We start from the raw sequence: 24,738 nt of genomic DNA, 5'->3' as shown, positions 1-24,738 counted from the left end.
ACTCACGGGTCCAGCGCCGCTCACAGGTCCGGCGCCGCTCACAGGTCCGGCGCCGCTCACAGGTCCAGCGCCGGGATCTCGATGCGGCGGCCCTCGCGGGCGGCCTGCAGGCCGAGCTCGGCGAGCTGGACGCCGCGGGCGCCGGCGGCGAAGTCCCAGGGGAAGTCGGCGCCGTCCACGACGTGCCGCAGGAACAGCTCCCACTGCACCTTGAAGCCGTTGTCGAACGGCTCGTTGTCCGGCACCGCCTGCCACTGCGCGCGGAACGGCTCGGTGACCGGCAGGTCGGGGTTCCACACCGGCTTCGGGGTGGTGCCGCGGTGCTGGACGTGGCACTCGCGCAGGCCCGCGACGGCGCTGCCGTGGGTGCCGTCGACCTGGAACTCGACGAGCTCGTCGCGGCGGACCCGCACCGCCCACGAGGAGTTGATCTGCGCGACGATGCCGCCCTCGAGCTCGAACGTGCCGTAGGCCGCGTCGTCGGCGGTCGCGTCATACTGCTGGCCGAGCTCGTCCACCCGGCTCTGGATGTGGGTTGCAACGGTCGCCTGCACGGAGCGGATCGGCGCGAACAGCTGCTCCAGCACGTATTGCCAGTGCGGGAACATGTCCACGACGATGCCGCCGCCGTCCGCGGTGCGGTAGTTCCAGGACGGTCGCTGCGCGGCCTGCCAGTCGCCTTCGAAGACCCAGTAGCCGAACTCACCGCGTACCGAAAGAATCCGGCCGAAGAAGCCGCCGTCGATGAGCCGCTTGAGCTTGCGCAGCCCGGGCAGGAACAGCTTGTCCTGCACGACACCGTGCTTGACGCCGGCCGCCCGTGCGGCACGGCAGAGCGCGACCGCGGCGTCGGTGTCCTCGGCGAGGGGCTTCTCGGTGTAGACGTGCTTGCCGGCGTCGATGGCCGCGCGGATCGCCTTCTCCCGCTGCTGGGTCACCTGCGCGTCGAAGTAGATCTGCACGTCGGGGCGGGCGAGCGCGGCACCGAGGTCGGTCGTCCACTCGGTCAGGCCGTGCTGCTGTGCCATCTGCGCCAGCTTGTCGGCGTTGCGGCCGACGAGGACGGGCTCCGGCCAGATCAGCGAGCCGTCACGGGACGGCAGGCCGCCCGCCTCGCGGATGGCCAGCAGCGAGCGGACCAGATGCTGGCGGTACCCCATGCGGCCGGTGACGCCGTTGAGCACGATACCGATCGGGATGCGGGACACGGGACTCCTCAGGCGGCTTGAACGTGGTAGGTGTCGAGCAGGCCGCACATGCCGTGCCTGCCGTGTTCGCTCGGCGCGGGCAGCACGTTGATGCCGCCCCGGCCGAGGTGACTCGCGTCGCCGGCAGCGAGCGCGTCGATCTGCCGCCCCGTCTCCAGCGCGGCCTGGAGCGCGCCGCGCTCCCACCGCTCGCGCCAGGCGGGCAGCTTGGGTGCGATCAGCCTCGCCGCGGCCGCCTGGAACGCTTGCAGCGCGTCGGGTCCGCTCTCCCGCAGCGCCAGGAAGCCGGTGACGGCCAGGTCGCGGCGGCGGAAGGCGGCGGTGATGTCGCTGCCCGGCACCCCGCCCTCGGGCAGCGTGGCGGCCGCGGCGTAGGCGGCCGGGTCTTCCAGGACGTCCGGCGGAAACGTCAGCACGGCGTCACCGGCCTCGGGCAGGCCGCTGTTCTGCATGACGACGACGATCTGCAGCCCGCCCTGGTTCACCAGGCGGTGGATCGTGCCCGGCGGGAACCAGGCGACGGTCCCCGTGCGCAGCGGCGTCTCGCGGTAGCCTGCGCCGGACAACGTCTGCACGAGGCCTTCACCGGCGGCCACCACGTACCCCTCCGAACAGGTGAGGTGCATGTGCGGCGTCCCGCCGAGGAGTCCGTCGGGCGCGACCGAGTCATAGACGGACAACCGGGAGATCCCGACCGCTCCGGGCATCTGGTCCCGTTCCACCGTCATTGCGGCCCCTCTCACGCCAGGAAAACGCTTTCCTCTGGTCGTGTCGACGCTAACCCGTATGCTGCGAACGAGTCAATGGAAGGAGGCGGATGATGGCGACGCTCGCCGACGTGGCCCGCCGTGCCGGGGTGTCCCCCGCAACCGCCTCGCGGATCATCAGCGGTAGCACCAAACTCGTCACCGACGAGCTGCGCGAGCGGGTGCTGCGCGCCGTCGACGAGCTGCAGTACGTGCCCAACGCGCACGCGCAGTTCCTCGCCAGGGCCCAGCGCACCGCGGTCGGCGTCATCGTGCACGACGTGTCCGACCCGTACTTCGCCGAGATCACCCGCGGCCTGCAACAGGTCGCCACCGCGGCCGGCCGGCTCGTCATCATCTGCAACAGCTACCGCGACCCCTCACGCGAGCTGGAGTACGTGGAGCTGCTGCGGGCGCAGCAGGTCGCGGCGATCATCCTGGCCGGCTCCGGCTACCACGACCCCGCGTTCACGAAGGCGTTGACGGGCAAGCTCGGCGCGTACACGCGCACCGGCGGCCGGGTCAGCGTCATCGGCCGGCACGAGCTGCCCGGCGACGCGGTCATGCCGGCCAACGCCGACGGCGGCCACCTCGCCGGCGTCGAGGTGTTCGGCGGCGGCCACCGCAAGGTCGGCGTCATCGCCGGCCCGAAGGTGCTGACCACGACCACCGACCGGCTCGCCGGGCTGCGCCGGGCCGCCCGCCAGTACGGCCGGACCCTGCCGCCACGGCGGGTCGTCTACGCCGACTTCGACCGCGACAGCGGCGCCGCCGCCACCCGGCAGCTCCTCGACGACTCCCCCGACGTCACCGCGATCGTCGCCCTGAACGACTCCATGGCCGTCGGCACCCTCAGCGTGCTGCGCGAGCGGGGCATCGCGGTGCCTTCGCAGATGAGCGTGGTCGGCTTCGACGACATGCCGATCGCCCGGGACGTGACCCCGTCGCTGACCACGGTGCGGCTGCCGCTGACGGAGATGGGCGCGCGGGCGATGACACTCGCACTGGAGGACCGGGCGCGGACCCCACGCATCGAGCCGGCGCCCGCAACCCTGGTGCACCGCGAGTCCTCGGCCCCGTTGACCTGACGCCGCCACGGCCGCGCACTTCGCAGGCCGCGTACCTCACGAGCCCACGGCCTCACGGTCCGTGTCTCACGGTCCGTGTCTCACGGTCCGTGTCTCACGGTCCGTGTCTCACGGGCGGCTTGCCGCACGGGCCGTGCCCTCACAGGCCGTGCACCTCATGAGCCCCATGCCTCTTGGGCCACGTGCTTCACGGCCGCTTGTCTCACAGGCCGCTTGTCTCACAGGCCGCTTGTCTCACGGGCCGCCTGCCTCACGGGCCGCCTGCCTCACGGGCCGCGCACCTCGCGTGCCGCGCACCCCGCGAACCCGTGTGCCTCACGGGCCGGCGGTGGCGATCTCGGCGTAGGACGGCAGGCCGGCGGTGCGGACCGGGCTTCCGTCGCGGACGGCGCGGGCGGCGTCGACGGCCGCGGCGAGCGCCACCCGGAACAGCAGCGAGCCGGTGCTCACCCGCCGCACCCCCAGCGCGGTCAACTCGGCGACCGTGGGCCCGCAAGGGTCGTGCAGGACGTTGAGCGGCAGGTCCACCGCACGGACGACGGCGTCGATGTCGGCCGGTTCGCGCAGACCCGGGACGAAGACCCCGTCCGCGCCGGCGTCCGCGTACGCCCTCACCCGCCGCAGCGTCTCTCCCAGCTCACCGGCCCGCTGCCAGTGGGTGTCGGTGCGGGCGTTGACGAACAGGCCCGGCACCTCCCGCTTCACCGCCCTGATCAGGCGCACCTGATGCTCGACCGGCCCCATCGCGTCCTCGACGTTGATCCCGGCAGCCCCCGCCGCGGCGACCGCAACCGCCACGCCGACGGACCCGCGTTCGATGTCCACGCTCACGTGGCACGGCAGCCCGGCAAGCCTCTCGACGAGACGCAGCGCGTCGGCGTCGGTGGCGCCCTCCCCGTCAGGCAGCCCGTTCGCGGCGGCGACGCCCAGGCTGGTCGTACCGATCGCCGGAAAGCCTGCTCCGGCCAGCATCCGGGCGGAGGCGACGTCCCAGGCGTTCGGCAGGACGAGCGGGTCGCCGGCGCGATGCAGGGAGCGGAAGCCGTTCACTGCGCATCACCGCTGCCGGCCGCGACGGATCCGCTGATGGGTCCCGCAACAGCACTTCCGCCGACCGCCCGCCCACCACCGGCAACCACCGGGCCACCGACGTCGGCAACCGCCAGCCCGCCGGCGTCGGCAACGACCGACCCACCGACGCCGGTAACCACTGACCCACCAGCAGCGGCGACCACCGACCCGCCGACGACCACCGGGCCTCCGTCGCCGGTCACCATCGACCCACCGGCAGCGGCAACGACCGGCCCACCGGCGTCGGCGACCACTGACCCGTCGGGGTCGAACGTGGCGGTCAGGGCGCCCTCGGCGAGCGCGAGGGCGTGGGTGCGGCCCGGGCAACTGCGGGGGCCGGCGCCGAACGGGATGCCGTGCAGGCTGACCCGCACGACCTCGCCGGCCTCGACGCGGGTGTTGCCGAGGGCCGTCGGCCGGGTGGCCAGGCGCTTTGTGGCGGGGACCGGCGGGGTGTCGCGCAGGGCCGCTTCCAGCCCGGCGGCGCGGGCCCGGTCGATCAGCGTCGCGGTCGCGTCGCAGGCCTGGACCAGCAGCCCGATCCGCGCCGCCGTGGACTCGTCGGGGGTGCCGCCGAACGTGTCCACCAGCGTCCGCACGGCGACGTCCGCGGCGGTCTCGTCGCCGGTGCCGGGCTGGTACGCGGCGGCGACCACGCGGACCGCGTCGATCGTCCCTGCGGAGGAGTCCAGGCCCAGGGCGGCGGCGAGGTGTTGCACGGGGTGCGCGTGCGGGGATGACGAGGCCGCCGCGCGCAGCGCCTTCGGATCCACAGTGGACAGCAGGGCCTCGCTGAGGGCGCGGCGGCGGGTGTGCGACTCGCCGTCGCTGAACCGGCCGACGGTGGCTCGCAGCCAGGCGACGCCGTGGGTGGCGGCGGGCACCGGCGGGACCACGAAACCCGGGTCGTGCAGCACGGCGAGCGCGTCGCCTAGGTCGTCGATCATCTGCATGGCACGACCGTATGGCCGGGATCGTTCGGTACACGACGAACTGACGAAGCGGACAATAGGGGACGTGAACCCACCTGCCTCGCTCGCGAAGCTCGCGGCGCTGCTCGCCGACGAGACGCGGGCCGCGATGTGTCTGGCGCTGCTCGACGGGCGGGCGTGGACCGCTGGGGAGCTGGCCCGGCACGCCGGGGTCGCGCGGTCGACGGCGACGGAGCACCTGCACCGGCTGACGGCGGGCGGGCTGCTGGCCGAGGAGCGGCAGGGGCGGCACCGGTACGTCCGGCTCGCCGACGCCTCCGTCGCGGCGCTGCTGGAGGACATGTCGGCGCGGCTGGCGCCGGAGGTGCCGCGGCCGGCGGGGTTGCGGGCGGCGACGGCGTCCGCGGCCCTCGCGCGCGGGCGGACCTGCTACGACCATCTCGCCGGGCGGCTCGGGGTGGCGGTGACGGACGCATTGACGGCGCGCGGGCTGCTGGACCAGACGGGCGGGTTCGCGTTGACGGAGGCCGGTCTGGCGTGGATGGCCGGGCAGGGCCTGACGCTGGACGGCGGGAAACGGCCAGTGGCCCGGGGTTGCCTGGACTGGACGGAGCGGCGGCCGCATCTGGCCGGGGTCGCCGGCGCGCGGCTGTGCGAGCGGTTCCTGGCCCGCGGCTGGGTGGCCCGGATCGGGTCGGGGCGGGCGGTTCGGGTCACCCCGGACGGCCGGCTCGCCCTCGCCGACCTGCTCGGCATCGACGGCGTCGATTAGGTTTCGCGGCCGATGGGTACTCAGCGATCACTACCAAGGAGGCCGTTGTGTTCGCTGTGATCGCCGCGATCCTGTTCGCTGTCGCGCTGCTGATGGATCTGTTCGGTGCCGACGCCGGACCCATCCTCGACGTGGGGACCCTCAGCCTGGCCGGGTTCCTGTGCGTCGCCCTGCACCTGGCCGGCGCGGGCACCTGGCACACCCGCTACGGCAGCTACCGTCGGGGACGCCGCCGCTGATCCGTCCTGCAACCCGCTGTCACGGCCGCGTCCGACCCCAGTACGGGGTCCGGGCGCGGCCGTCGTACTGGTGGCCGACACTGGCCGGTATGAGTGTGCGCATCGAACGGTCCGGACCGGTGTGGACGGTCGTGCTGGACCGGCCGGAGACCCGCAACGCCGTCGACCGGGACACCGCGGAGCGGCTCGCGTCCGCGTTCCGTGAGTTCGACGCCGACGGCACCGCGGCGGTCGCGGTGCTGTGGGGCGCCGGTGGCACGTTCTGCTCCGGCGCGGACCTGAAGGCGGTCGCGGCCGGCGACGGCAACCGCGTCGAGGCGGACGGCGACGGCCCGCTCGGGCCGACCCGCATGCGCCTGGGCAAGCCCGTGATCGCCGCGGTCGCGGGCCACGCGGTCGCGGGTGGACTGGAGCTGGCGATCTGGTGCGACCTGCGGGTCGTCGAGGAGACCGCGACGTTCGGGGTGTACTGCCGGCGCTGGGGTGTGCCGCTGATCGACGGCGGCACGGTCCGGCTGCCGCAGCTGATCGGGGTCGGCCGCGCCCTCGACCTGATCCTGACCGGCCGTCCGGTCGACGCGGCGGAGGCGCACCACATCGGCCTCGCCGACCGGGTCGTGCCGCCCGGCGAGGCCCGGCCCGCGGCGGAGGCACTCGCGGCCGCGCTCGCCGCGCTGCCGCAGGACTGCCTGCGCAACGACCGCAGCTCGGTGTACGAGTCCCTGGGCCGACCGCTGCAGGAGGCCCTGGCGGTCGAGCACCGGTTCGGCGTGGCGTCCCTGCGGGCGGGCGCGGAGGGTGGCGCCGCCCGGTTCGCCGCCGGTGAGGGCCGGGGCGGGACGTAGGGTGGAGCGCATGGTCGACAGGGGTGCGGTGGAGGCTGCGGCCCGGCGGATCGACGGGCACGTGCGGCGCACGCCGTCGGTCGAGGTGGCGCCGGGGCTCTGGTTCAAGCTGGAGTTGCTGCAGCACAGCGGTTCGTTCAAGGCCCGCGGGGCGTTCAACCGGATCCTGGCCGCCCGGGAGTCGGGTGAGCTGCCGGCCGCCGGTGTCGTCGCCGCGTCCGGCGGCAACGCCGGGCTCGCGGTGGCGTTCGCGGCGGCGCGGCTCGGCATCCCGGCCGAGGTGTTCGTGCCGCAGGTGGCGCCCGCGGTGAAGGTGCGCAGGCTGCGGGAGCTGGGCGCCGTGGTGCACCAGCACGGCCGGGAGTATGCGGAGGCGTATGCCGCCTCGACGATCCGGGTGGCGGAGACCGGGGCGCTGTTCGTGCACGCCTACGACCAGCCGGAGATCGTCGCGGGGCAGGGCACCCTCGCCCTCGACCTGCCCGACGTCGATACGGTCCTGGTCGCCACCGGTGGCGGCGGGCTCGTCGGTGGCGTCGCGGCGGCGATCGGTGACCGGGTACGGGTCGTCGCGGTCGAGCCGGCCGGCGCACCGACGTTGCATGCAGCCCTCGCCGCCGGTCATCCCGTGGACGTAGCGGTGGACAGCGTCGCCGCGGACTCGCTGGGCGCCCGGCGCGTCGGCACGATCGGCTTCGACACGGCCGTGCGGCACGGGGTGCAGAGCATGCTCGTGGACGACGACGCGATCGTCCGGGCCCGAAGGACGCTGTGGGCGGAGCACCGGATCGTGGTGGAGCTGGGGGCGGCGGCCGCGTTCGCCGCGCTGGACCAGCTCGACGGCGACGCGCGGCGGGTGGCGGTGGTGCTGTGCGGGGCGAACACCGATCCCGCGGATCTCACCGCCGGCGTCCCCGCTGAGACAGTCCAGGATCTGTCTCAAGGCGTGTAGCCTGCCTGGCATGCCGCTCGACGAGATCTTCGACGCGGCCATGCGGCGGTTCCTGGAGCAGCGCCGGGTCGACATGCGCTCGCTCGCGGTCGAGCTGGGCATGGGCCGCGCCACCCTGTACCGGCGCGTCGGCAGCCGCGACCAGCTGCTGGGTCAGGTGCTGTGGCAGCTCACCCAACGCAGCCTGCAACGGGCCGTCAAGCACGCCGAGGGCCGGCGCGGCGCCGACCGGATCCTCGCCGTGATCGGCAACTTCCTTGCGGGCGTCATCGAGCAGCCGAGCCTGCGGCACTTCCTCGCCGCGGAGCCCGAGGCGGCGCTGCGCATCCTCACGTCGAAGCACGGCGTCGTCCAGCCGGGGGTCCGCGCGCACCTGGAGGGCCTCCTGCAGGAGGAGATCGCGGCGGGTGCCTTCATCCCCAGGATGGACGCGCGGACCCTGGCATTCGTCCTGGTCCGCATCGGCGAGAGCTTCCTCTACGCGGACGCGATCGCCGACGGCGAACCGGACGTGGAGCAGGCGTTGCTGGTGATCGGGCGGCTACTGGACGATCAGCCGTGACACGCCGCTCTTCACCGCGTACGCCTTGACCCTGCGGGCGGTGGTGTTGCGGTCGGTGCGCTCGCGGACGTGGAACCAGTCCATCCGGCACGCGTCCGGGCGGATCTCCAGTACGCCGTAGCCGTGGCCCTCCAGCTCGGCCCATTTCACGTGCTGGTTGGCGGCCTGGACCAGCGACGCCGCGACCGGCCCGACGAAGCCGGGCGGGACGCCGAGGAAGTCGTTGACGTTGTCGCTGGTCACGGACGGCACAACGAACTCGACCGCGGTCGGCGAGCTGACCGTGGCCTTCGCGACCAGTTCGTTCGCCCACGAGGTGTGGATGTCGCCGGTGATGAACACGGTGTCGCGGACGTTGTTGGCGCGCAGGTGGTTGACGAGCTCGTCCCGGTCGGCGTTGTAGCCGTCCCACTGGTCGGTGTTGATCGCGAAACCGTTGGCGGGGATGCCGAGCAGCTTGCCGAGCGGGCCGAGCAGCCAGGCGGGCAGGGTGCCGACGTCGACGCGGGCGATCATGTCGGGGTTGCCGACGATCTTCCACCGTGCGGTCGAGGTCGCCAAACCCTGCTTGAGCCAGGCCATCTGCCCGTCGCCGGTGATGGTGCGCGACGGGTCGTCCACGGCCGTCCCGGAAGCCTGTTGCGACCGGTACGAGCGCAGGTCCAGCATCGACAGCTCCGCGAGGCGGCCGAACCTGAGCCGGCGGTAGATGGCGCCGTCGTCGCCGAGCCGGACCGGCATCCATTCGGCGTACGCCTGCCGGGCCGCCGCCACCCGCCCCGCGAAGGACCCCTCGGTGGCCGGGTCGTGGTTCTCGGCGCCGCCGGCCCACATGTCGTTGGCGACCTCGTGGTCATCCCAGGTGATGATCCACGGGAGCGCCGCGTGCAAGGCCTGTGCGTCGGGATCCGTCTTGTACTGCGCGTGCCGGATCCGGTAGTCGGCGAGGCTGACGATCTCGTGCGCGGGTTCGGTCCGGCGTACCACCGTGCCGCCGGCGGTGAAGCCTCCCGTCGCGTACTCGTAGATGTAGTCCCCGAGGTGGACGACGGCGTCGAGGTCGCCGCGCGCCGCGAGGTGCCGGTAGGGCGCGAAGTACCCGGCCTCCCAGTTCGAGCAGGACACCACGCCGAGGCGCAGCAGCGCCAGGTCGGCGTCGGCGGCGGGCGCGGTGCGGGTGCGGCCGGCGGGCGACCAGGCGCCGGCCACGCCGAAGCGGTAGTGGTAGGTGGTCGCCGGGGCCAGGCCGCGGGCGTCGACCTTGACGGTGTGGTCGCGCTCCGGCCCGGTGGCGACGGAACCGCCGGCGACCACGTTCGCGAACCCGGGGTCGGTGGCGATCTGCCAGGTCACCGTGACCGACGGCCCGAGGCCCGAGCCCGGGGTCGCGGCAGGCGAAGGAGTCACCCGGGTCCAGAGCAGTACGCCGTCCGGCAGCGGGTCACCGGAGGCCACGCCATGCAGGAAGACCGGGGTCGCAGCGCGCGCGTCGGCGGCCGTGACGACGGCGACGGCGGTGGCGCCACCCGTGATCAGCACCGCGCGGCGCGTCAATGCATCGACAGTCATGCTCGGGAGTTGTACGGCACCCGGCTACCCGTCAGTACCCGTTTGAACGGAAGTCTCGGCGAACGGAGGATGGCCACCTCCGAAAAAAGCTGACATGTCGGATTCGTCCATCGACCGCGGAGACTGCCACTTGCGCCAGGACGTATGTTCTTCGCATGGCCACGGTGCTGCTGGTTGAGGACGACCATGTCGTGCGGGGTGCCCTGCTGCGCTCCTTGACCGACCGGGGTCACACGGTGCACGCGGTCGGCACCGCGCTGGAGGCGTTACGGCGGTTCGCCGCAGAGACGCCGGACCTGGTCGTGCTCGACCTCGGGCTGCCCGACCTCGACGGCGCCGACGCCCTGCGGATGCTGCGCGGCATCGCCGACACCCCCATCATCATCGCCACCGCCCGCGACGACGAGGCGGAGATCGTCCGGCTGCTCAAGGCCGGCGCCGACGACTACATGATCAAACCGTTCACCTCCGCCCACCTCGACGCCCGGATGACCTCCGTGCTGCGCCGCACCGGACGGGCGAGCCGCGAGGAACCCACCGCCATCGAGGTGGGAGGCTTGCGTGTCGACATCGGACAACGCCAGGCACACCTGCACGGCGAGCCGCTGACGCTGACCCGCAAAGAGTTCGACCTGCTGGCGTACCTCGCCGCCCGTCCCGGACGGGTGGTCTCACGCCGCGAGCTGTTGGAGGAGGTATGGCGGCAACCCTCAGTGGGCGAGGACCAGACGATCGACGTGCATCTGTACTGGCTACGCCGGAAACTTGGCGAGAGCGCCTCGGCGCCCAGATACCTGCACACCGTGCGGGGCGTGGGCTTCAGGTTCGCGGCCCCGGACTGAGGCGGACCCTCGCCTACGTCTGCGCCGCGGTCACCACGATGGTGGCCCTGGCGTTCCTGATCCCCCTCGGGCTGGTCGTGCAGCAGCTCGCCCGCGAGCGTGCCTTCGCCGACGCCGAACGCCAGACCGCCGTGGTCGTGGCGGTCCTCACCGTGACCACCGACCCCCTGGCGATCGAGCGGGCCATCGCCAGCACCGGCGGACCGGCGGTCAGCCGCGTCTCGGTGCACAACCTCGGCGAGGAGGGCCTGGAGATCGGCACCGGGCACGCCGCCGCGAAGGACCTCGCCCACGCCGCCGACCAGGCCGCGCCGGTCACCGCGACCGTCGCCGGCGGGCTGTCTTACCTGGAGCCGGTGGACGTCGGGTCGGGCCGCACGGCGGTTGTCGAGGTCTTCATTCCCGAGGATGAGCTGTCCAACGGGGTCAGCGGCGCCTGGTGGGCGCTGAGCGCCGTGGCGCTGGGGCTCGTGATCGCCTCCGTCTGGGTCGGCGACCGGCTGGCCGCCAAGGTGACCGCGTCGGCCCAGCAGCTCGCCGGCGCCGCGGGCGCGCTCAGCGAGGGGTACCTCGACGTGCGACTGAACCCGTCCGGGCCGCGGGAGCTGGCCGAGGCGAGCTTCGCGCTCAACGTGATGGCCGACCGCATCATGGCCCTGCTGACCAACGAGCGCGAGCTGGTCGCGGACCTGTCGCACCGGCTCCGCACCCCGCTGACCGCGCTGCGGCTGGACGCGGAGACCCTGGACGACAGCCAGGACGCCGACCGGATCCGCGACGCCATCGCCGCGCTCGAGGTCGAGATCGACAAGCTGATCCGCGCGATGCGCGAGCCGATCGACGCGCACTCCCCCACCCCTGACCGGGGCGAGCGCAGCGACGGCGCCGCCGCCTCGACCGGCGACCAGGGATGCGACGTCGCCGAGGTCGTTCGCGACCGGATGATGTTCTGGTCGGCGGTCGCCGGCGACCAGGAACGCGACTGCAAGGCGGTCGGCACCGACCGGCCGGCCCCGGTCCACGTCGCGAAGAGCGAGCTCGCCGCCGCGCTGGACGCGTTGATCGGCAACGTCATCCGGTACACCCCGCAGGGCGTGCCCTTCGAGGTGGCGGTCACCCGGCGCGACGACGGCTACGTCGTGCTGCGGGTGGAGGACGGCGGGCCCGGCATCCCCGACCCGGAGCTGGCGCTGCAGCGCGGCGAGAGCGGCCAGGGTTCGACGGGGCTGGGCCTGGACATCGTGCGGCGCGTCGCGGTCGAGGGCAACGGCACCGTCAACATCGGCACGTCCGGCACCCTCGGCGGCGCCAGCGTCGTCATCGTCATGGCCGACGCCGACCCCGCGCCGAAGGAGCAGCCGCCGCAGAGCCGGTTCGGCCTGGTCGGCCGCCTCTCCCGCGAGCCGAACGAACGCCGCACCCGCCGCGGCAAACCCGCCCCGTAGCCCGCGGGCGGCCCTGCCGACCGGGCAACCCACGCACCGCCCACCGCGCACCGCGCACCGCCCACCGCGCACCGTGTGCCGCCCGCCCCCCTAGCCGCGGGCGGTCCTGCACACCGGCAACCCGCGCACCGCCCACCGCCCACCGCGCACCGCCCACCCTGCCCACCGCGCACCGCGCACCGCCCACCCTGCCCACCGCCCCCCGCGCGCCGCCTGGAGCACCCCGGCCATTGAGCCGGAGCAGCGCGGCCATGAGCCGGAGCAGGGCGAATCCGTGCCCGGCGGCCTCCCGCCGGGCGCCGACCATGCGCAGATAGCCACCTCGCAGGGTGGCAGCGTAGGGGCGCCACAAGTCTCGGTTATGAGTCCCTTAATTGGGTCGTTTGGGCTGGAACGGCACGTAGACGGCTCGCTATGGTCAGCCCGTTCCCACGTGGACGGACCGGCACTCACCCGCCTTGCCACCCTCGAAGGCCGGCCGTCCTGCGCGCGGCGGGGACGGGTACCTCTGCCCTGTGCCCGTCCCTGCCGCGCGCCCCCTTCCCCTCCGGAGGAACCGAGCGTGTCTCGAGTCTTGCACCGCGTCGCCGTGACCCTCGCGGTCGCGGTCGTCGGCACGGGTGCGGCGATCGCCGGACCCGGCGCGATCGACAGCCTGTTCAAAGAGAAAGGGCCGGCCGCGATCAGTCACGTGCCGGCCGACAACCCCGAGCTGGGCCTGGTGTACCAGGGTCTGACGCCGGCGAAGAAGGGCCAGCCGTGCGTCGGCGGGTACCAGCTCACCGAGCGCGGCCAGTGCAGCCACGGCCCCGACGTCCCGCCCGCCGGCCTGACCGTCCGTGGCACCATCGCGCCGATCACGGCGGCCGGGCCCACGCAGGTCGTCCCCGAGTCGGACACGGCCGCCGCCCCGCTGGAACAGACTGTCACCGCCGAGGACGGATCGGTCGCCTCTGAGGGTGGTTTCGCCCTGGTACCGGAGGCAGCCGGCGACACCGCGGTCGGATTCACCATCGGCGCGTCGGGTGTTGCCTGCGACGGCGACGGTGTGGCCGGCAAGCGCGTGCAGGTGCTGTACGTGCGGGACGCCAACACCGCAAGCCGGTTCAACCAGTACCTGGAGAGCTTCCGCACCTGGAGCGCCGGCGTCGACGCGATCTACAACACCAGCGCCAAAGAGACCGGCGGCGAGCGGCACGTCCGGTTCGTGACGACCGCCGACTGCAAGGTCGACGTGCGCGAGGTCGAGCTGCCCGCCGGTGGCCTGAACACCTTCGACGCCACGATCAACGGCCTCAAGGCGCTCGGCTACAACCGCACCGACCGCAAGTACATGATCTTCGGCGAGTCGAAGGTGTACTGCGGGATCGGCACGTTCAACGGCGACACCCAGCCCGGCACGAGCAACCGCAGCAACGGCGGTCCCGGCTACGGCCGCAGCGACTCCGGCTGCTGGGCGGCGAGCGTCGCCGCGCACGAGCTCGGCCACAACCTCGGCGCCGTGAACAACAACGCGCCGAACTCCAGCAAGGCCGGGCACTGCCTCGATGAGTACGACATCATGTGCTACAACGACTCGGGCGGCCTGAAGACATCTGTCAGGGCCGGTTGCACCGACAAGGCCGGTGAGAACCGGATGGACTGCAACCACGACGACTACTACAACACCAACCCGAGTCCCGGCAGCTACCTCGCGACCAACTGGAACGTGGCCAACAACCAGTTCCTGATCGCGGGCCCCGGTGGCACGACGCCCCCGCCGCCGTCGCCCACGGCCACGGCGTCCCCCACGAAGACCGCGTCGCCGACGCCGACGCCGACGAAGACCGTGTCGCCCACGCCGTCGAAGTCGGTCACGCCGACGAAGACCGCGTCGCCGACGCCGACCTCGACGAAGCCGCCGACTGGGCTCAAGGAGCTGCGAGTCAGTGACACCACCGCCAACTCGGTGCGGCTGTCCTGGGACGCGGCCGCGGCCGGCAGCCGTTACGCGGTCGTCCTCAATGGACGCTCCATCGGCCAGGTCGGCTCGACCAACGTCCGGATCGTCGGCATGCGCCCCGACACCGACTATCAGGTCGGGGTTTCGCTCACGCAGAACGGCACCCTGACCCCGTGGACCACGACCGTGAAGGTCCACACCGCCGCCGCACCGGCGCCGACGGCAGGCTCGTGGATGGTGTTCGGCAACAGCCTGACCGGCGGGGTGGCCGACGTGTTCGGTGCCCGCAGCGCGGCCGGCACGCCGATCATCATCTACCAGCGGCACGGCGGAGCGAACCAGCAGTGGAAGCTGGAGCCGGCGGCCGACGGCAAGTTCGTGGTGCAGTCCAAGGCGACGAACTCCTGCATCAGCACCACGGGTGACAAGGACGCCGTGGGTGCGACCCTGGTGCAGGGCGACTGTGCAAAGGCCTTGCAGTGGACGCTCACCAAGACGGAGTTCGGCGTCTCGCTGCAGTCCGCCAGTGGCCTGGTCGTCGGGGTCAGCAACAACGAGTACTTCGGCAGCCGGCTGCTCGTCCTGCAGAAGCCGAGCGGTGCGAAGTACCAGAGCTGGATTCCGCAGCGCACGTGAACCAGCTCGCAACGGATCGCGGCCCGGTGTCCTTGTGGCGCCGGGCCGCGGCCTGCATGAGGCCGTTCCACGCGCCGCCGGCCGCCGGGCGCGTGACAGAAACCGGCCAGGCAAGAACAATCGGCGGCGTGACGAAGACCGGCCGCATGACGAAGGCCGCCCGCCGCATGGTGACGGCCGCCGGCCGCGTGGTGAAGGTCGTCGGCCGCGGAACGGCGGTGGCTGTCGCGCTCGTGGCAGGAATGCTGTTCGGGACCGCGACGCCGGCCGCGGCGCACGACGGCGTCATCCTCACGCTGCACGGCGACGGCCGCGGCTCGGTGTGGGTGACGGCGGCGTGGCAGGACGGCCACCCGGTCACCGAGGCCGTCGGCATCACGCTGCTGGCGACGACCGCCGACGGCCGCCGCGAGGGCCCCGCCGGCCTGCGCCGCAACGGTGACGCCCTCACCTACGCCGGCACGCTCGGCGCGGGCGACTGGACGGTCGTGGCCGAGATGGGCACGCCGGCGATCGGGCGCTGTCAGGGTGTGCTGCACGTGGCGACCGACGGCGCGCCGCAGGACATCGTCTGCGCGCCGCCCCCGGCCGCGGCCACCCCGCCGCCCGCCCCCGCCGTGAAGGCCTCGTACACCTGGGTCTGGTATGCGCTGGGTGTCGTGGCGCTCGCCGCGGTGGCCGCCTGGTTGTTCCACCGCAAGTCGATTGCGGCGCGCGCGGCCGCTCGGCGGACACCGAGCCGCAAGACATCCGCCCGCAGGACCACCGCACGCCGGAAGTGACGCCCGGCACGCCCTCTTGACCGGTACAGTGCATCGTCGTACTGTACCGGTATAGGCGCTGCAACGGCAGGTGCCGAAGGTTCGAGGAGGTCAGGCCATGTTCCCGTTCGCGATGATCGAGTCCCAGAACGCGATGGCCCACGAGGTCCGCAGCGCGCTGCCCAACGCACCGGTGGTCGCGCCGCCGGTGCCGCTGCTCGGCGCCCGGCGCCCCAGGGCCCGGCAGGTCCGCGCGGCCCTCGCCGCGACGCTGCACCGCGCGGCCGACGCGGTCGCCCCGGCCGCGGCGTGCAGCCCGGCGAGCTGAAGCGCGATATCGTCGTCGGGTCCCCGACGGATGACCGGCACGGGGACCCACTCGACGATGGTGAGTGACGATGGCGGGAGGTGCGATGGCCAGGGTCACCCTGCAGACGATCGCCGACCAGGTCGGCGTGAGCCGGATGACCGTCTCCAACGCGTTCTCCCGGCCCGACCAGCTCTCCCCCACCCTGCGGGACAAGATCCTGGCGGTCGCGTCGGACCTCGGCTACGTGGGCCCGGACCCGGCGGCCCGCGCCCTGGCCCGCGGCACGACCGGCGCCGTCGGCGTCCTGCTCACCGAGTCGCTGCGGGACGCGTTCAACGACGAGGTCGCCACCACGTTCCTCGGCGCGATCGCGGAGGAGCTCACCCCGACCGGCCTCGGCCTGACACTGCTGACCGCGACCGCCCGTGACGACGTCATCCCCGCGCGGGACGTGGCGATGGACGGCGCGATGGTCTACTCCTGCGACCCGAGCTCGTCGGCCGTCGACTGGCTCATCCGCCGCCGGCTCCCCCTGGTCTTCATCGACCAGATCCCGGCCGCTGGCATCCCGAGCGTCAACGTCGACGACCGCCCCGGCGCCCGGGCCGCCGCCCAGCACCTCGTCGACCTCGGCCACCGGCGCATCGCGGTGGTGACCAGCGGCGTGCGTGGCGCCCACGGCCTGCTGCCGGTCGGCTCCGTCATCCCCGGCGCCGCGGTCGACGAGGATTCCGCGGTCATCGACGGTTACGTGGCGCAGCAACGGATCCTGGGTTGGCTCGACGCGCTGACCCCGGCGGGGATCACTCCACCGGTCGTCCGGCTCGCGCACGGCCGGCCCGAGGACGGCTACGACGGCGCCCGGCTCCTCCTTGGGTCGGACCCCCGGCCGACCGCGGTGCTGTGTTTCTCCGACGCCATCGCGCAGGGTGTCATCCAGGCGGCGTACGACCTGGGACTGCGGGTCCCCGAGGACCTGTCGGTGGTCGGGTTCGACGACAGCCCCCTGGCGGCCCGGATGCGGCCGGCGCTGACCACGGTCCGCCAGGACGTCCTGGCGAAGGGCCGGGCCGCGGCCGCCGCGCTGACCCGGGCGATCGCCGAGACCCGCGCCGGCGCCGAGGCCACGCCCGAGCACCTGCTGATCCCCGCCGACCTGATCGTCCGCGAAAGCACCGCACCGCCCGCCAGCACCGCACCACCCGCCTGAGCCGGGCGGCACCACCTGCCTGAGACCGGCGCGGCGCCACCTGCCTGAAACCGGCGCAGCACCACCCGCCTGCAACCGGCGCTACATCGCCCGCCTGAGGCGGGGCGGGGCGGGGCAGCACCGCATCCGCCGAGACGGACCGCACCGGCAACCGCACCACATGCCGAAAACGGCGGGTCCCCGCGGCGAGCGCGCCGCAGGGACCCGGGACCGTGATCGGCTCAGTGCACCAGGACCGGCACCTGCTCCTGATCCGACGTGCTGTTCTCGTCCGCCGGCGTGCGACGGATGAACAGGATCACCAGCAGGGCGGCCACGCCGAGGAGCACGGCACTGGCGGTGAAGGCCACGTTGTACCCGTGGATCGCCGCCTCCGCCTGGCCGAGCGGCGACGCCGCGTGGGTGGTGAGGTAGCCGGTGACGGCCGTGGTGAAGATGGTGTTGAGCAGGGCCGTGCCGAGCGAGCCACCGACCTGCTGGGTGGTGTTGACCAGCGCGCTGGCCACACCCGCGTCGTGGTTCGCGACGCCGGTCAGGGCGACGCTGCTCAGCGGCACGAACACCAGGCCCATGCCGAAGCTCATCGCGATGAACGCGGGCAGGATGTCCACGACGTAGTCGGACTGCAGGTCGAGGCGGGTCAGCCAGATCATCGCCACGGTGCCGAGGACGCCACCGGTCGCCATGATGACCCGGGGGCCGACGCGCGGCAGGAACCGGGCCGCAACGGTGGCCGCGGCGATGATGCCCGCGGAGAACGGCAGATACGCGAAGCCGCTCTTGAGCGCCGAGTAGCCCATCGTCTGCTGCAGGTAGAAGGTCATGAACAGGAACATGCCGAGCATGCCCGCGCCGACCAGGATCGATACCACGAACGAGGTACCGCGGTTGCGGTCCCACAGCACGCGCAGCGGCAGCAGCGGGTGCTTGGCCCGCGACTCCCAGACGACGAACGCGGCGAGCAGCACCCCGGCGGCCACGAGCCAGCCGATCGTCACCCCGGAGCTCCAGCCGTCGGTCGCGGCCTTGGTGAAGCCGTACACCAGCGCAACCTGACCCACGGTGGCCAGAACCGCACCGGGGATGTCGTAACGGGTGTCCCCCGTCGCCTTGCTCTCCCGGACGACCGGCAGGGCCGCGACGAACGCGATGATCGCGATCGGGATGTTGACCAGGAGGGTCCAGCGCCAGTTGGCGTACTGCGTCAGCAGGCCACCGGAGATCAGGCCGATCGCGGCGCCACCGCCGGAGATCGCGCCGAAGACGCCGAACGCCTTCGCCCGCTCCTTGGCCTCGGTGAACGTCACCGTGATCAGCGACAGGGCGGCCGGGGCGAGCAGCGCGCCGAATGCGCCCTGCAAGCCACGTGCGGCGTAGAGGGTCTCCGCGTTGACCGCGGCGCCACCGAGCGCGGAGGCACCGGCGAAGCCGAGCAGGCCGACCAGGAACGTGCGGCGACGGCCGAAGAAGTCGGCGATGCGGCCACCGAGCAGCAACAGGCCACCGAAGGCCAAGGTGTACGCGGTGACGATCCACTGCCGGTCGGCGGTGGAGATGTGCAGGGCCTCCTGGGCCGAGGGCAGGGCGATGTTCACAACGGTGGCGTCCAGCACCACCATCAGCTGCGCGACGGCGATGACCGACAGCGCGAGCCAGCGTTTCGGGTCGACCGCAGCCGTGGCCGCCGCCTTGGCGGTGACCGTTCCCCCCGAGTCGTTCGACATGAGCGTATGCCTCCCAAGGCATGGTTGATCGAGACCGCGTCCAGGTGGACAGACGGGTCTTGGTAGCGCAAGCGTGTTGCGGAAAAGGTCAGGCGGGCTGACGCAGGACGGGCAGCAGCACCCGGTCGACCATGCGCGTCGCGAACGACTCGTCGAGCGGCCCCTCGTGCCACATGGTCCGGTTCAGCACCATGGCATGCAGGATCTCGTGCAGCAGTTCAGCGGTGGCGCAGTGCGGCAGTTCGCCACGCTCCACCGCGCGTCGCACGATGGTGTCGTACGCAGACTGCTTCGCCTCGTAGGCACAGCGGCGGATCGTCTCGGCCAGCTCCGGATTCCGGGTGGCCGCGGTCATCAGACCGGTCATGACGTCGCCGTCGGGGCTGTTGGCGAAGGTGCACGCCGCGGTGAGCAGCGCCAGCAGGTCACCGCGCAGCGAACCGGTGTCCTGCGGCTCGAACGAGCCGCCGAACCGGTGCTCGAAGGCGTCCATCACCAGGTCGGGCTTGGTGGGCCAGCCCCGGTAGATGGTCGCCTTGCTGGCGCGGGCCCGCGCCGCCACGGCATCCATCGACATGCGGTCGTATCCGACCTCACCGAGCAGCTCGAAGACCGCTTCGCAGATCGCTTCACGGCGACCGGGCTTCGGTGTGGGAGACATGACCACTTCCTAGAGTGCGAGGTCCGGTTCCGCAAGCCCTGGATCGCAGGTGTACGGAACCGTTTCGTATCGGAACCCTACTCCCGGCCTGCCCGGGTACGAAACCGTTCCGTACACCTCACCCTCGTGAACGACGTCACAGGCGTTCCGGGAATGGTGGACGGCTTGCCCGGGACGTGGGCGCGTATATCGTCAGGTCCGTGACAGAGTTGTCGACCGAACGCCGCATGTGGAGCCTGTTCGAGCCGGTCCACGCGGTCACCTACTTCGCCGACGACGCCCTCGCCGCGTTCGAGGCGGCCGGATTGCGCGGGTTCTGGCGGGGGTACTTCGCCGGCCGCAGCGCCCCGCTCGGTGCGGTGCCGGCCGGTCCGGTGCTGGCCGCCTTCTACGGCTTCGCGCCGCGGATGGTGACCCGGGCGCTGCCCGACGTCTGGACCCAGATCACGCCGCCGGCGGCGCTGGCGGCCCGCCTGGACGGGGCGCGGCAGGTCCTGCTCAAGGTGGACGGCGACCTCACGGAGGTCGCAAGCCTGTTGCGGGCGGCGGCGGAGGCGGTCGACCTGCACGGCCGGGTGCTGGGCGCGGCCAACGCAATGCTGCCGTGGCCGGAGGACCCGGCGGGCGTGCTGTGGCAGGCGGCGACCATCCTGCGGGAGCACCGCGGTGACGGCCACGTCGCGGCGCTGCTCGTCCAGGAGCTGGACGGCGCGGAGTCCATCGTGTGGCGGGTCGCGCTGCGCGATGGCGACGGCCGGGAGTTCTACCAGCCGGCGCGGGGCTGGACCGACGAGGAGTGGACCGCCGCGACCGACCGGCTGCGCTCGCGTGGGTGGGTCGACGCGGACGGCAGGGCCACAGGGCCGGCCCGGGAGGCGTTCACGGCGATCGAAGCCACGACGGACGCCCTCGCGGCGACGCCGTGGCGGGTCCTGGGGACCGACGCCACGGCGCGTTGTGCGGAGCTGCTACGACCGATCGCGGTGCAGACGTCGCGGCTGTTGCGGCACCCGAACCCGATCGGGCTGCCGTCGCTGACGTGACCTACGCGAGCTCGGGGTGCCGTTTCAGGTAGGCGGCGATGAACGGGCACTGCGGGACCACCCGCAGTCCTCGCTCCTTCACCGCGTTCAGGGCGCCGGCGGCGAGCTTGCTGCCCAGGCCCTTGCCCTCATACGCCTTGTCTACCTCGGTGTGGGTGAAAACGATCTCGTCGGGGTGCAGCCGGTAATAGGCCGCACCCGCGAGCTCACCGTCGACCCGGAGCTCGAAGCGGTGCTGCTCCGGGCTGTCGACGACCTCGATGTCCACTCAGGACGCCTCTCCCCGAACGTCGGCGTGCGCCGCGGGGATGCTGCCGAGCCGACCGGCCTGGTAGTCCTCGAACGCCTGCACGACCTCGGCCTTGGTGTTCATGACGAACGGACCATACGCCACGACGGGCTCCCGGATCGGCTTACCGCCGAGGAACAGCACGTCCATCGTGGGGTGCCGCGGGTCCTGCTTCGCGTCGGCGGTGACGGTGATGCTGTCGCCCGCGCCGAAGACCGCGAGCTGGCCCAGCTCCACCGGCCGGCCCTTCGTGCCCACGGTGCCCTTGCCCGCCAAGGTGTAGGCGAGGGCGTTGAAGTCCTGGCGCCAGGGCAGCGTCAGCGACGCCCCGGGCGAAATGGTCGCGTGGATCATGGTGATCGGGGTGTACGTGTTGCCGGGGCCGGCGTGCCCGTCGAGCTCACCCGCGATCACCCGCAGCAGTGACCCGCCGTCGGGCGAACTGAGCAGCGACACCTGGCCGCCGCGGATGTCCTGGTAACGCGGGGCGGCGAACTTGTCGGCCTTCGGCAGGTTGACCCACAACTGGAAGCCGTGGAAGAGGCCGCCGCTGACGACGAGGTGCTCCGGCGGGGTCTCGATGTGCAGCAGGCCCGAGCCCGCGGTCATCCACTGGGTGTCACCGTCACGGATGACGCCGCCACCGCCGTTGGAATCGCTGTGCACGAACTCGCCGTCGATGATGTACGTGACGGTCTCGAAACCGCGGTGCGGGTGCCACGGCGTGCCCTTCGGCTCACCCGGCGCGTATTCCACCTCGCCCATCTGATCCATGTGGATGAACGGGTCGAGCTTGCGCAGGTCGACGCCGGCGAACGCGCGCCGGACGGGGAAGCCCTCGCCCTCGAAGCCCTTCGGCGCGGTGGTCACGGACTCCACCGGACGGGGGCGCGCCGAGACCGGGTCCGGGGTGGACACGCGGGGCAGCGCAAGAACGTTGTCAACGGTGATCGCGGGCATCTGACGCCTCCAGGGCTGAGCGGGGTTGTCGCCTGCCGTAACGATACTTGCAAGGCAAGTATTCCACAAGTCAACAATCTCCGCTCAGCCCTGTGACCGCGGGGCTCAGATCCTGGTGAAGCGCACCGCGTCGGCTCTCGCGCAGCCGGTGCCGGAGCTGGTCAGAGTGGCCGCGGTGCCGGTGCCCGCGGGCAGCGCGAAGGTGCCGAGGTCGACCCAGCCGGATGCCCCGGCGGTGCCGTTGACGGTCGTCTGGGTGCCGGCGACGCTGAGCTTGGCGGCCGGGTCACTGTTGGCCGCGGTCACCCTGTAGTAGGAGACGCGGTAGGTGCCCGCCGCACGGAGGTTGGGGCGCCAGGTCGCGGTGTTGCCGGCGCTGCCGCAGGCCGCGTACCGGGTGGGCGAGCCGACCGTCCAGCCGGTCAGCGTGGACGCGGACCAGGTGCCCGTCTCGCTGTAGCCGTACGCGGCCGGGCCGTCGTCGTCGACGTAGTAGTCCTTCTGCCAGTACTTGACGTAGTCGAACTGCACGCTCGACGGCAACTTCGTTGCGTCGGGGACGCTGCCGTAGGCGATGCTGGTGAGCCAGATGCTCGTGTAGTCGTGCGTCCAGTCCGTCGGCAGGTAGGGCGCGGTGTACTTGAGTACCCCGTCGACATAGAACTTCGTGCTGGTCTCGGACCAGTCGATGCCGTAGACGTGCCAGTCCCGCGAGTCGACGGTGCCGCTGGTGTACGTGGTGCCGTAGGACTTCCCGGCCGAGACGCCGTTGCCCTTCCAGGTCAGCACGCCGTGGTGGATGCGGGTTGGGGTCACGGAGTCGATCTCGAATCCGTCGATCTCGGTGCGCTGCGACGCCGGGTAGGTGGTGGAGCCGTCGCCGGCCATGAGCCAGAAGGAGCTGTGCCAGCCGGCGCCGTCGTTGAGCTTCGCCCGGGTCTCGTAGTAGCCGTACCGCAGGGTCTGCCGGCTGACCACGCCGCCGCCGGTGTAGTCCTTGCCGCCGTAGGTCTCCTTCTTCAGGGCGATGTTCAGCGCTCCCCCGCTGACGGAGACGTTCTGCGGGCGTTGGGTGCTGTACGCCTTGGAGTCGGTGCGGTAGTTCCATTTCGCGGTGTCGACCGCGGAGCCGTTGAACTGGTCCTCGAAGACGAGGGTGTAGCCGGTGCCGGCCGGGTCGGCGTGGGCGGCGGCCGCAGGGACCAGGGCGGCGGCAGGTGCCAGCAACAGGATTGCGAGCAGGCGGCGCATCAGTTCCTCCCGTAGTACAGGCGAAGGTTGGTGAGGTCGACGAGGTAGAGCACGTCGACGCCGGCGGTGGTGCGCTCGACGGCGAACCGCTCCACGGGGATGCTGGGCGCGACCGCGGCGGCGGTCCACGCAGTGCCGGTCTTCGTGGCGACGGACATGCCGGCGGCCGTGGCGTAGTAGACGCGTTTCTGCTCGGTCGGGTGCCAGGTGATGTCGATCGCGGCGGTGGTCTGCGCGGCGGCGTAGACCGTGTCCCTTCCTCAAGGGCTGGCTCAGGTCGTGCGGAGGACCTCCAGGAGCGGTGGCAGGCCGCCGTCACGGGTGACGGCGCCGCCGACCCCCAGCGCGCGGGCGCCGGCGGTCAGGTATTCGTGGGCGTTGTGGGCGCCGATGCCGCCGGTGGCGACGAACCGCGCCTCGGGGAACGGGCCGTGCAGCTCACGCAGCCAGCCGGGGCCGAGCGACCCGGCGGGAAACGCCTTGAGCCAGTCGCAACCGGCTTTCAGCGCGTGGTGCACCTCGGACGCGGTCGCGACGCCCGGCAGGTGCGGCAGGCCGGCGGCGTGGCTGGCACGCACGACGTCAAGGTCGAGGCCGGGCGCGACGGTGAACACCGCGCCGGCCTCGGCGGCGGCGGCGACCTGCTCGGGGCTGCGGACGGTGCCGGCGCCGACGGGGTGACCCTGGGCGGCGAGGGCCCGCAGGCATTCGAGGGCCGCAGGGGTTTGGATCGGGACCTCCACGACGCCCAGGCCGCTGTCCCAGACGGCGCGGGCGAGCTCCAGGGCGCGCGGGATCGGGACGCCGCGCAGGATCGCAACGAGCGGGCGGCCTTCGAGCAATTCGTCGAACGTCATGCCGGTTCCCCAGGGGTTTCAGGCCGAGCCGGGACAGCGGGCGTACGCGGGCAGCCCCGGACCGAACGATCCACTGTGGACGGATCGATGGTGACGACGGCGCCGCGGCCGGCGGTGAGGCCGGCGCAGGCCTGGGCGCCGAACATGGGCTCCCGCAACGCCTCCGACGTCCCCGCGTCCCGGCCGAGGAGCATCGGCGCGAAGCGCGAGCCGATGATGGTGGCCGTGACGCGGGGCTCCGGAAGGCCGTACGCCTCGCCGACGCTTTCGAGGGTCATTTGATGAGGGCGTTCATCCGGTCGCGGGCGGAGGTGAGGGCTTCCTTGGGGTTCTTCTTGCCGATGAGGATCGACTGGACCTCTTCGGCGAGGACCTTCTCCATCTGGGAGAACTGGGGGTAGACCCAGAAGGGGCTGGCGCTGGAGTTGGCGCCGATCTGGGTGGTGAAGTCGGTGGCGAACTTGTCGTTCTTGACCGCGGTGTCGGCGAGGCCGGCGTTGGTCGTGGGCGGCAGGCCGGTCTTCTTGAACCAGTCCACGTTGTATCCGGCGTCGGTGGTGACGGTCTTGGCGTAGTTGGCGGCGGCTGCGGCTCCGGCGCCGTTCATGACGGCGATGACCTGTCCCCAGGCGAGGTGTCGTGGCTTGTCGCCGGAGTTCTTCACCGGCCGGGCGACGGGGACCATCTTCGCGGCGAGGTCCTTGTCGGGTGAGGACTTGGTCACGGCGGCCTTGCCGCCGATGGCGTCTTCGTAGAAGGCGGTTTTGCCTTGGGACATGAGGGCGCGGGCGTCGACGCGGTTGACGTCGGGGGCGATGAGTTT

The 24,738-nt window shown here is 72.4% G+C and carries 26 protein-coding genes and 1 pseudogene; 13 read left to right on the top strand and 14 right to left on the bottom strand.

The genetic code is table 11. The features are described from left to right. Window positions 1-56: 56 nt before the first annotated feature. Both AB0K00_RS53620 and AB0K00_RS53615 read right to left on the bottom strand, forming a co-directional pair. The gene (locus AB0K00_RS53620) at window positions 57-1,208 is read right to left on the bottom strand and encodes a Gfo/Idh/MocA family oxidoreductase (RefSeq protein WP_363538678.1); all 1,152 of its coding nucleotides are present in this window, start codon (window positions 1,206-1,208) and stop codon (window positions 57-59) included. Between the two features lie 8 nt (window positions 1,209-1,216). Next, window positions 1,217-1,936: a cupin domain-containing protein gene (locus AB0K00_RS53615; RefSeq protein ID WP_363538676.1), complete on the bottom strand. Its 720-nt coding sequence runs from the start codon at window positions 1,934-1,936 to the stop codon at window positions 1,217-1,219. 92 nt (window positions 1,937-2,028) lie between these two features. Between AB0K00_RS53615 and AB0K00_RS53610 the strand changes: the two genes are divergently transcribed. Then, a complete protein-coding gene (locus AB0K00_RS53610) occupies window positions 2,029-3,042 on the top strand; it encodes a LacI family DNA-binding transcriptional regulator (RefSeq protein ID WP_363538700.1) in 1,014 nt (337 codons plus the stop codon). A 315-nt stretch (window positions 3,043-3,357) separates the two neighbouring features. Here the strand turns inward: AB0K00_RS53610 and AB0K00_RS53605 are convergent, their stop codons facing one another. Together AB0K00_RS53605 and AB0K00_RS53600 are read right to left on the bottom strand one after the other, a co-directional pair. Continuing rightward, on the bottom strand, window positions 3,358-4,092 hold the full coding sequence (locus AB0K00_RS53605; protein WP_363538674.1) for an isocitrate lyase/phosphoenolpyruvate mutase family protein: 735 nt from the start codon (window positions 4,090-4,092) through the stop codon (window positions 3,358-3,360). Then, window positions 4,089-5,066 (bottom strand): hypothetical protein, encoded by a 978-nt coding sequence (locus AB0K00_RS53600; RefSeq protein ID WP_363538672.1) that lies wholly within the window; start codon window positions 5,064-5,066, stop codon window positions 4,089-4,091. The genes AB0K00_RS53605 and AB0K00_RS53600 overlap by 4 nt, the downstream gene beginning before the upstream one ends. Window positions 5,067-5,130: 64 nt before the next feature. On the opposite strand from AB0K00_RS53600, the gene AB0K00_RS53595 reads away from it, so the two are divergent. The 5 genes from AB0K00_RS53595 (at window position 5,131) to AB0K00_RS53575 (ending at window position 8,415) form a co-directional block, all read left to right on the top strand. Then, a complete protein-coding gene (locus tag AB0K00_RS53595; protein ID WP_363538670.1) occupies window positions 5,131-5,817 on the top strand; it encodes a winged helix-turn-helix domain-containing protein in 687 nt (228 codons plus the stop codon). 47 nt (window positions 5,818-5,864) lie between these two features. Continuing rightward, a complete protein-coding gene (locus AB0K00_RS53590) occupies window positions 5,865-6,056 on the top strand; it encodes a hypothetical protein (protein ID WP_327005297.1) in 192 nt (63 codons plus the stop codon). Between the two features lie 89 nt (window positions 6,057-6,145). Then, complete coding sequence (locus AB0K00_RS53585; RefSeq protein ID WP_363538668.1) at window positions 6,146-6,901, top strand: crotonase/enoyl-CoA hydratase family protein; 756 nt, start codon at window positions 6,146-6,148, stop codon at window positions 6,899-6,901. Between the two features lie 10 nt (window positions 6,902-6,911). Beyond that, window positions 6,912-7,853: a serine/threonine dehydratase gene (locus AB0K00_RS53580; RefSeq protein ID WP_363538666.1), complete on the top strand. Its 942-nt coding sequence runs from the start codon at window positions 6,912-6,914 to the stop codon at window positions 7,851-7,853. Window positions 7,854-7,863: 10 nt separating this feature from the next. After that, window positions 7,864-8,415: a QsdR family transcriptional regulator gene (locus AB0K00_RS53575; protein WP_363538664.1), complete on the top strand. Its 552-nt coding sequence runs from the start codon at window positions 7,864-7,866 to the stop codon at window positions 8,413-8,415. On the opposite strand, the gene AB0K00_RS53570 is transcribed toward AB0K00_RS53575, so the two are convergent. Beyond that, window positions 8,395-9,984: an alkaline phosphatase D family protein gene (locus AB0K00_RS53570; protein ID WP_363538662.1), complete on the bottom strand. Its 1,590-nt coding sequence runs from the start codon at window positions 9,982-9,984 to the stop codon at window positions 8,395-8,397. The two genes, AB0K00_RS53575 and AB0K00_RS53570, sit on opposite strands and share 21 nt — an antisense overlap. A 155-nt stretch (window positions 9,985-10,139) precedes the next feature. Between AB0K00_RS53570 and AB0K00_RS53565 the strand changes: the two genes are divergently transcribed. From AB0K00_RS53565 to AB0K00_RS53540, 6 genes are all read left to right on the top strand, one after another. Next, on the top strand, window positions 10,140-10,826 hold the full coding sequence (locus AB0K00_RS53565) for a response regulator transcription factor (RefSeq protein WP_033363396.1): 687 nt from the start codon (window positions 10,140-10,142) through the stop codon (window positions 10,824-10,826). 38 nt (window positions 10,827-10,864) lie between these two features. Beyond that, window positions 10,865-12,271, top strand: coding sequence for a HAMP domain-containing sensor histidine kinase (locus AB0K00_RS53560; RefSeq protein ID WP_363538660.1), 1,407 nt, complete (start codon window positions 10,865-10,867; stop codon window positions 12,269-12,271). A gap of 562 nt (window positions 12,272-12,833) precedes the next feature. Then, on the top strand, window positions 12,834-14,849 hold the full coding sequence (locus tag AB0K00_RS53555) for an RICIN domain-containing protein (protein ID WP_363538658.1): 2,016 nt from the start codon (window positions 12,834-12,836) through the stop codon (window positions 14,847-14,849). Window positions 14,850-14,977: 128 nt separating this feature from the next. Next, window positions 14,978-15,631, top strand: a complete 654-nt coding sequence (locus AB0K00_RS53550) for a hypothetical protein (RefSeq protein ID WP_363538656.1) — start codon at window positions 14,978-14,980, stop codon at window positions 15,629-15,631. A gap of 97 nt (window positions 15,632-15,728) precedes the next feature. Further along, entirely contained in the window at window positions 15,729-15,938 is a 210-nt protein-coding gene (locus tag AB0K00_RS53545) for a hypothetical protein (protein WP_363538654.1), read from the top strand. 70 nt (window positions 15,939-16,008) lie between these two features. Then, the gene (locus AB0K00_RS53540) at window positions 16,009-17,130 is read left to right on the top strand and encodes a LacI family DNA-binding transcriptional regulator (protein ID WP_363538652.1); all 1,122 of its coding nucleotides are present in this window, start codon (window positions 16,009-16,011) and stop codon (window positions 17,128-17,130) included. A gap of 221 nt (window positions 17,131-17,351) precedes the next feature. Here the strand turns inward: AB0K00_RS53540 and AB0K00_RS53535 are convergent, their stop codons facing one another. Together AB0K00_RS53535 and AB0K00_RS53530 are read right to left on the bottom strand one after the other, a co-directional pair. Then, window positions 17,352-18,854 carry an MFS transporter gene (locus tag AB0K00_RS53535; protein WP_363538650.1) on the bottom strand — a complete coding sequence of 501 codons (1,503 nt, stop codon included), beginning with the start codon at window positions 18,852-18,854 and terminating at the stop codon, window positions 17,352-17,354. Window positions 18,855-18,942: 88 nt separating this feature from the next. Beyond that, on the bottom strand, window positions 18,943-19,515 hold the full coding sequence (locus AB0K00_RS53530) for a TetR/AcrR family transcriptional regulator (RefSeq protein ID WP_363538648.1): 573 nt from the start codon (window positions 19,513-19,515) through the stop codon (window positions 18,943-18,945). Window positions 19,516-19,742: 227 nt separating this feature from the next. Here AB0K00_RS53530 and AB0K00_RS53525 point away from each other — a divergent pair, with 227 nt between their 5' ends. Next, window positions 19,743-20,558, top strand: a complete 816-nt coding sequence (locus tag AB0K00_RS53525) for a hypothetical protein (RefSeq protein WP_363538698.1) — start codon at window positions 19,743-19,745, stop codon at window positions 20,556-20,558. Between the two features lies 1 nt (window position 20,559). Here the strand turns inward: AB0K00_RS53525 and AB0K00_RS53520 are convergent, their stop codons facing one another. From AB0K00_RS53520 to AB0K00_RS53490, 7 genes and pseudogenes are all read right to left on the bottom strand, one after another. After that, complete coding sequence (locus AB0K00_RS53520) at window positions 20,560-20,826, bottom strand: GNAT family N-acetyltransferase (RefSeq protein WP_363538646.1); 267 nt, start codon at window positions 20,824-20,826, stop codon at window positions 20,560-20,562. Further along, window positions 20,827-21,807 (bottom strand): pirin family protein, encoded by a 981-nt coding sequence (locus tag AB0K00_RS53515; RefSeq protein ID WP_363538644.1) that lies wholly within the window; start codon window positions 21,805-21,807, stop codon window positions 20,827-20,829. Window positions 21,808-21,912: 105 nt separating this feature from the next. After that, window positions 21,913-23,058 (bottom strand): glycoside hydrolase family 16 protein, encoded by a 1,146-nt coding sequence (locus AB0K00_RS53510; RefSeq protein ID WP_363538642.1) that lies wholly within the window; start codon window positions 23,056-23,058, stop codon window positions 21,913-21,915. Beyond that, the gene (locus AB0K00_RS53505; RefSeq protein ID WP_363538640.1) at window positions 23,058-23,216 is read right to left on the bottom strand and encodes a hypothetical protein; all 159 of its coding nucleotides are present in this window, start codon (window positions 23,214-23,216) and stop codon (window positions 23,058-23,060) included. Before AB0K00_RS53505 ends, AB0K00_RS53510 begins: the two co-directional genes overlap by 1 nt. A gap of 114 nt (window positions 23,217-23,330) precedes the next feature. Continuing rightward, on the bottom strand, window positions 23,331-23,915 hold the full coding sequence (locus tag AB0K00_RS53500; RefSeq protein ID WP_363538638.1) for a bifunctional 4-hydroxy-2-oxoglutarate aldolase/2-dehydro-3-deoxy-phosphogluconate aldolase: 585 nt from the start codon (window positions 23,913-23,915) through the stop codon (window positions 23,331-23,333). Beyond that, the gene (locus AB0K00_RS53495; RefSeq protein ID WP_363538636.1) at window positions 23,912-24,193 is read right to left on the bottom strand and encodes a hypothetical protein; all 282 of its coding nucleotides are present in this window, start codon (window positions 24,191-24,193) and stop codon (window positions 23,912-23,914) included. The genes AB0K00_RS53500 and AB0K00_RS53495 overlap by 4 nt, the downstream gene beginning before the upstream one ends. Further along, window positions 24,190-24,738: pseudogene (locus tag AB0K00_RS53490) on the bottom strand (ABC transporter substrate-binding protein); the annotation flags it as partial. The pseudogene AB0K00_RS53490 and the gene AB0K00_RS53495, both read right to left, overlap by 4 nt.

It is taken from the genome of Dactylosporangium sp. NPDC049525 (assembly GCF_040676755.1).
Lineage (GTDB): Bacteria > Actinomycetota > Actinomycetes > Mycobacteriales > Micromonosporaceae > Dactylosporangium.
This window is presented reverse-complemented; position numbering and strand designations above follow the sequence as displayed.

Excerpts from the sequence above, each read along its gene's own strand:
- AB0K00_RS53535 (WP_363538650.1), bottom strand. The coding sequence starts at position 18,854 with ATGTCGAACGACTCGGGGGGAACGGTCACCGCCAAGGCGGCGGCCACG.
- AB0K00_RS53575 (WP_363538664.1), top strand. The coding sequence starts at position 7,864 with ATGCCGCTCGACGAGATCTTCGACGCGGCCATGCGGCGGTTCCTGGAG.
- AB0K00_RS53615 (WP_363538676.1), bottom strand. The coding sequence starts at position 1,936 with ATGACGGTGGAACGGGACCAGATGCCCGGAGCGGTCGGGATCTCCCGG.
- AB0K00_RS53530 (WP_363538648.1), bottom strand. The coding sequence starts at position 19,515 with ATGTCTCCCACACCGAAGCCCGGTCGCCGTGAAGCGATCTGCGAAGCG.
- AB0K00_RS53610 (WP_363538700.1), top strand. The coding sequence starts at position 2,029 with ATGGCGACGCTCGCCGACGTGGCCCGCCGTGCCGGGGTGTCCCCCGCA.
- AB0K00_RS53495 (WP_363538636.1), bottom strand. The coding sequence starts at position 24,193 with ATGACCCTCGAAAGCGTCGGCGAGGCGTACGGCCTTCCGGAGCCCCGC.
- AB0K00_RS53585 (WP_363538668.1), top strand. The coding sequence starts at position 6,146 with ATGAGTGTGCGCATCGAACGGTCCGGACCGGTGTGGACGGTCGTGCTG.
- AB0K00_RS53540 (WP_363538652.1), top strand. The coding sequence starts at position 16,009 with ATGGCGGGAGGTGCGATGGCCAGGGTCACCCTGCAGACGATCGCCGAC.
- AB0K00_RS53510 (WP_363538642.1), bottom strand. The coding sequence starts at position 23,058 with ATGCGCCGCCTGCTCGCAATCCTGTTGCTGGCACCTGCCGCCGCCCTG.
- AB0K00_RS53565 (WP_033363396.1), top strand. The coding sequence starts at position 10,140 with ATGGCCACGGTGCTGCTGGTTGAGGACGACCATGTCGTGCGGGGTGCC.
- AB0K00_RS53570 (WP_363538662.1), bottom strand. The coding sequence starts at position 9,984 with ATGACTGTCGATGCATTGACGCGCCGCGCGGTGCTGATCACGGGTGGC.
- AB0K00_RS53525 (WP_363538698.1), top strand. The coding sequence starts at position 19,743 with ATGTGGAGCCTGTTCGAGCCGGTCCACGCGGTCACCTACTTCGCCGAC.
- AB0K00_RS53515 (WP_363538644.1), bottom strand. The coding sequence starts at position 21,807 with ATGCCCGCGATCACCGTTGACAACGTTCTTGCGCTGCCCCGCGTGTCC.
- AB0K00_RS53600 (WP_363538672.1), bottom strand. The coding sequence starts at position 5,066 with ATGCAGATGATCGACGACCTAGGCGACGCGCTCGCCGTGCTGCACGAC.
- AB0K00_RS53560 (WP_363538660.1), top strand. The coding sequence starts at position 10,865 with ATGGTGGCCCTGGCGTTCCTGATCCCCCTCGGGCTGGTCGTGCAGCAG.
- AB0K00_RS53500 (WP_363538638.1), bottom strand. The coding sequence starts at position 23,915 with ATGACGTTCGACGAATTGCTCGAAGGCCGCCCGCTCGTTGCGATCCTG.
- AB0K00_RS53580 (WP_363538666.1), top strand. The coding sequence starts at position 6,912 with ATGGTCGACAGGGGTGCGGTGGAGGCTGCGGCCCGGCGGATCGACGGG.
- AB0K00_RS53545 (WP_363538654.1), top strand. The coding sequence starts at position 15,729 with ATGTTCCCGTTCGCGATGATCGAGTCCCAGAACGCGATGGCCCACGAG.
- AB0K00_RS53505 (WP_363538640.1), bottom strand. The coding sequence starts at position 23,216 with ATGTCCGTCGCCACGAAGACCGGCACTGCGTGGACCGCCGCCGCGGTC.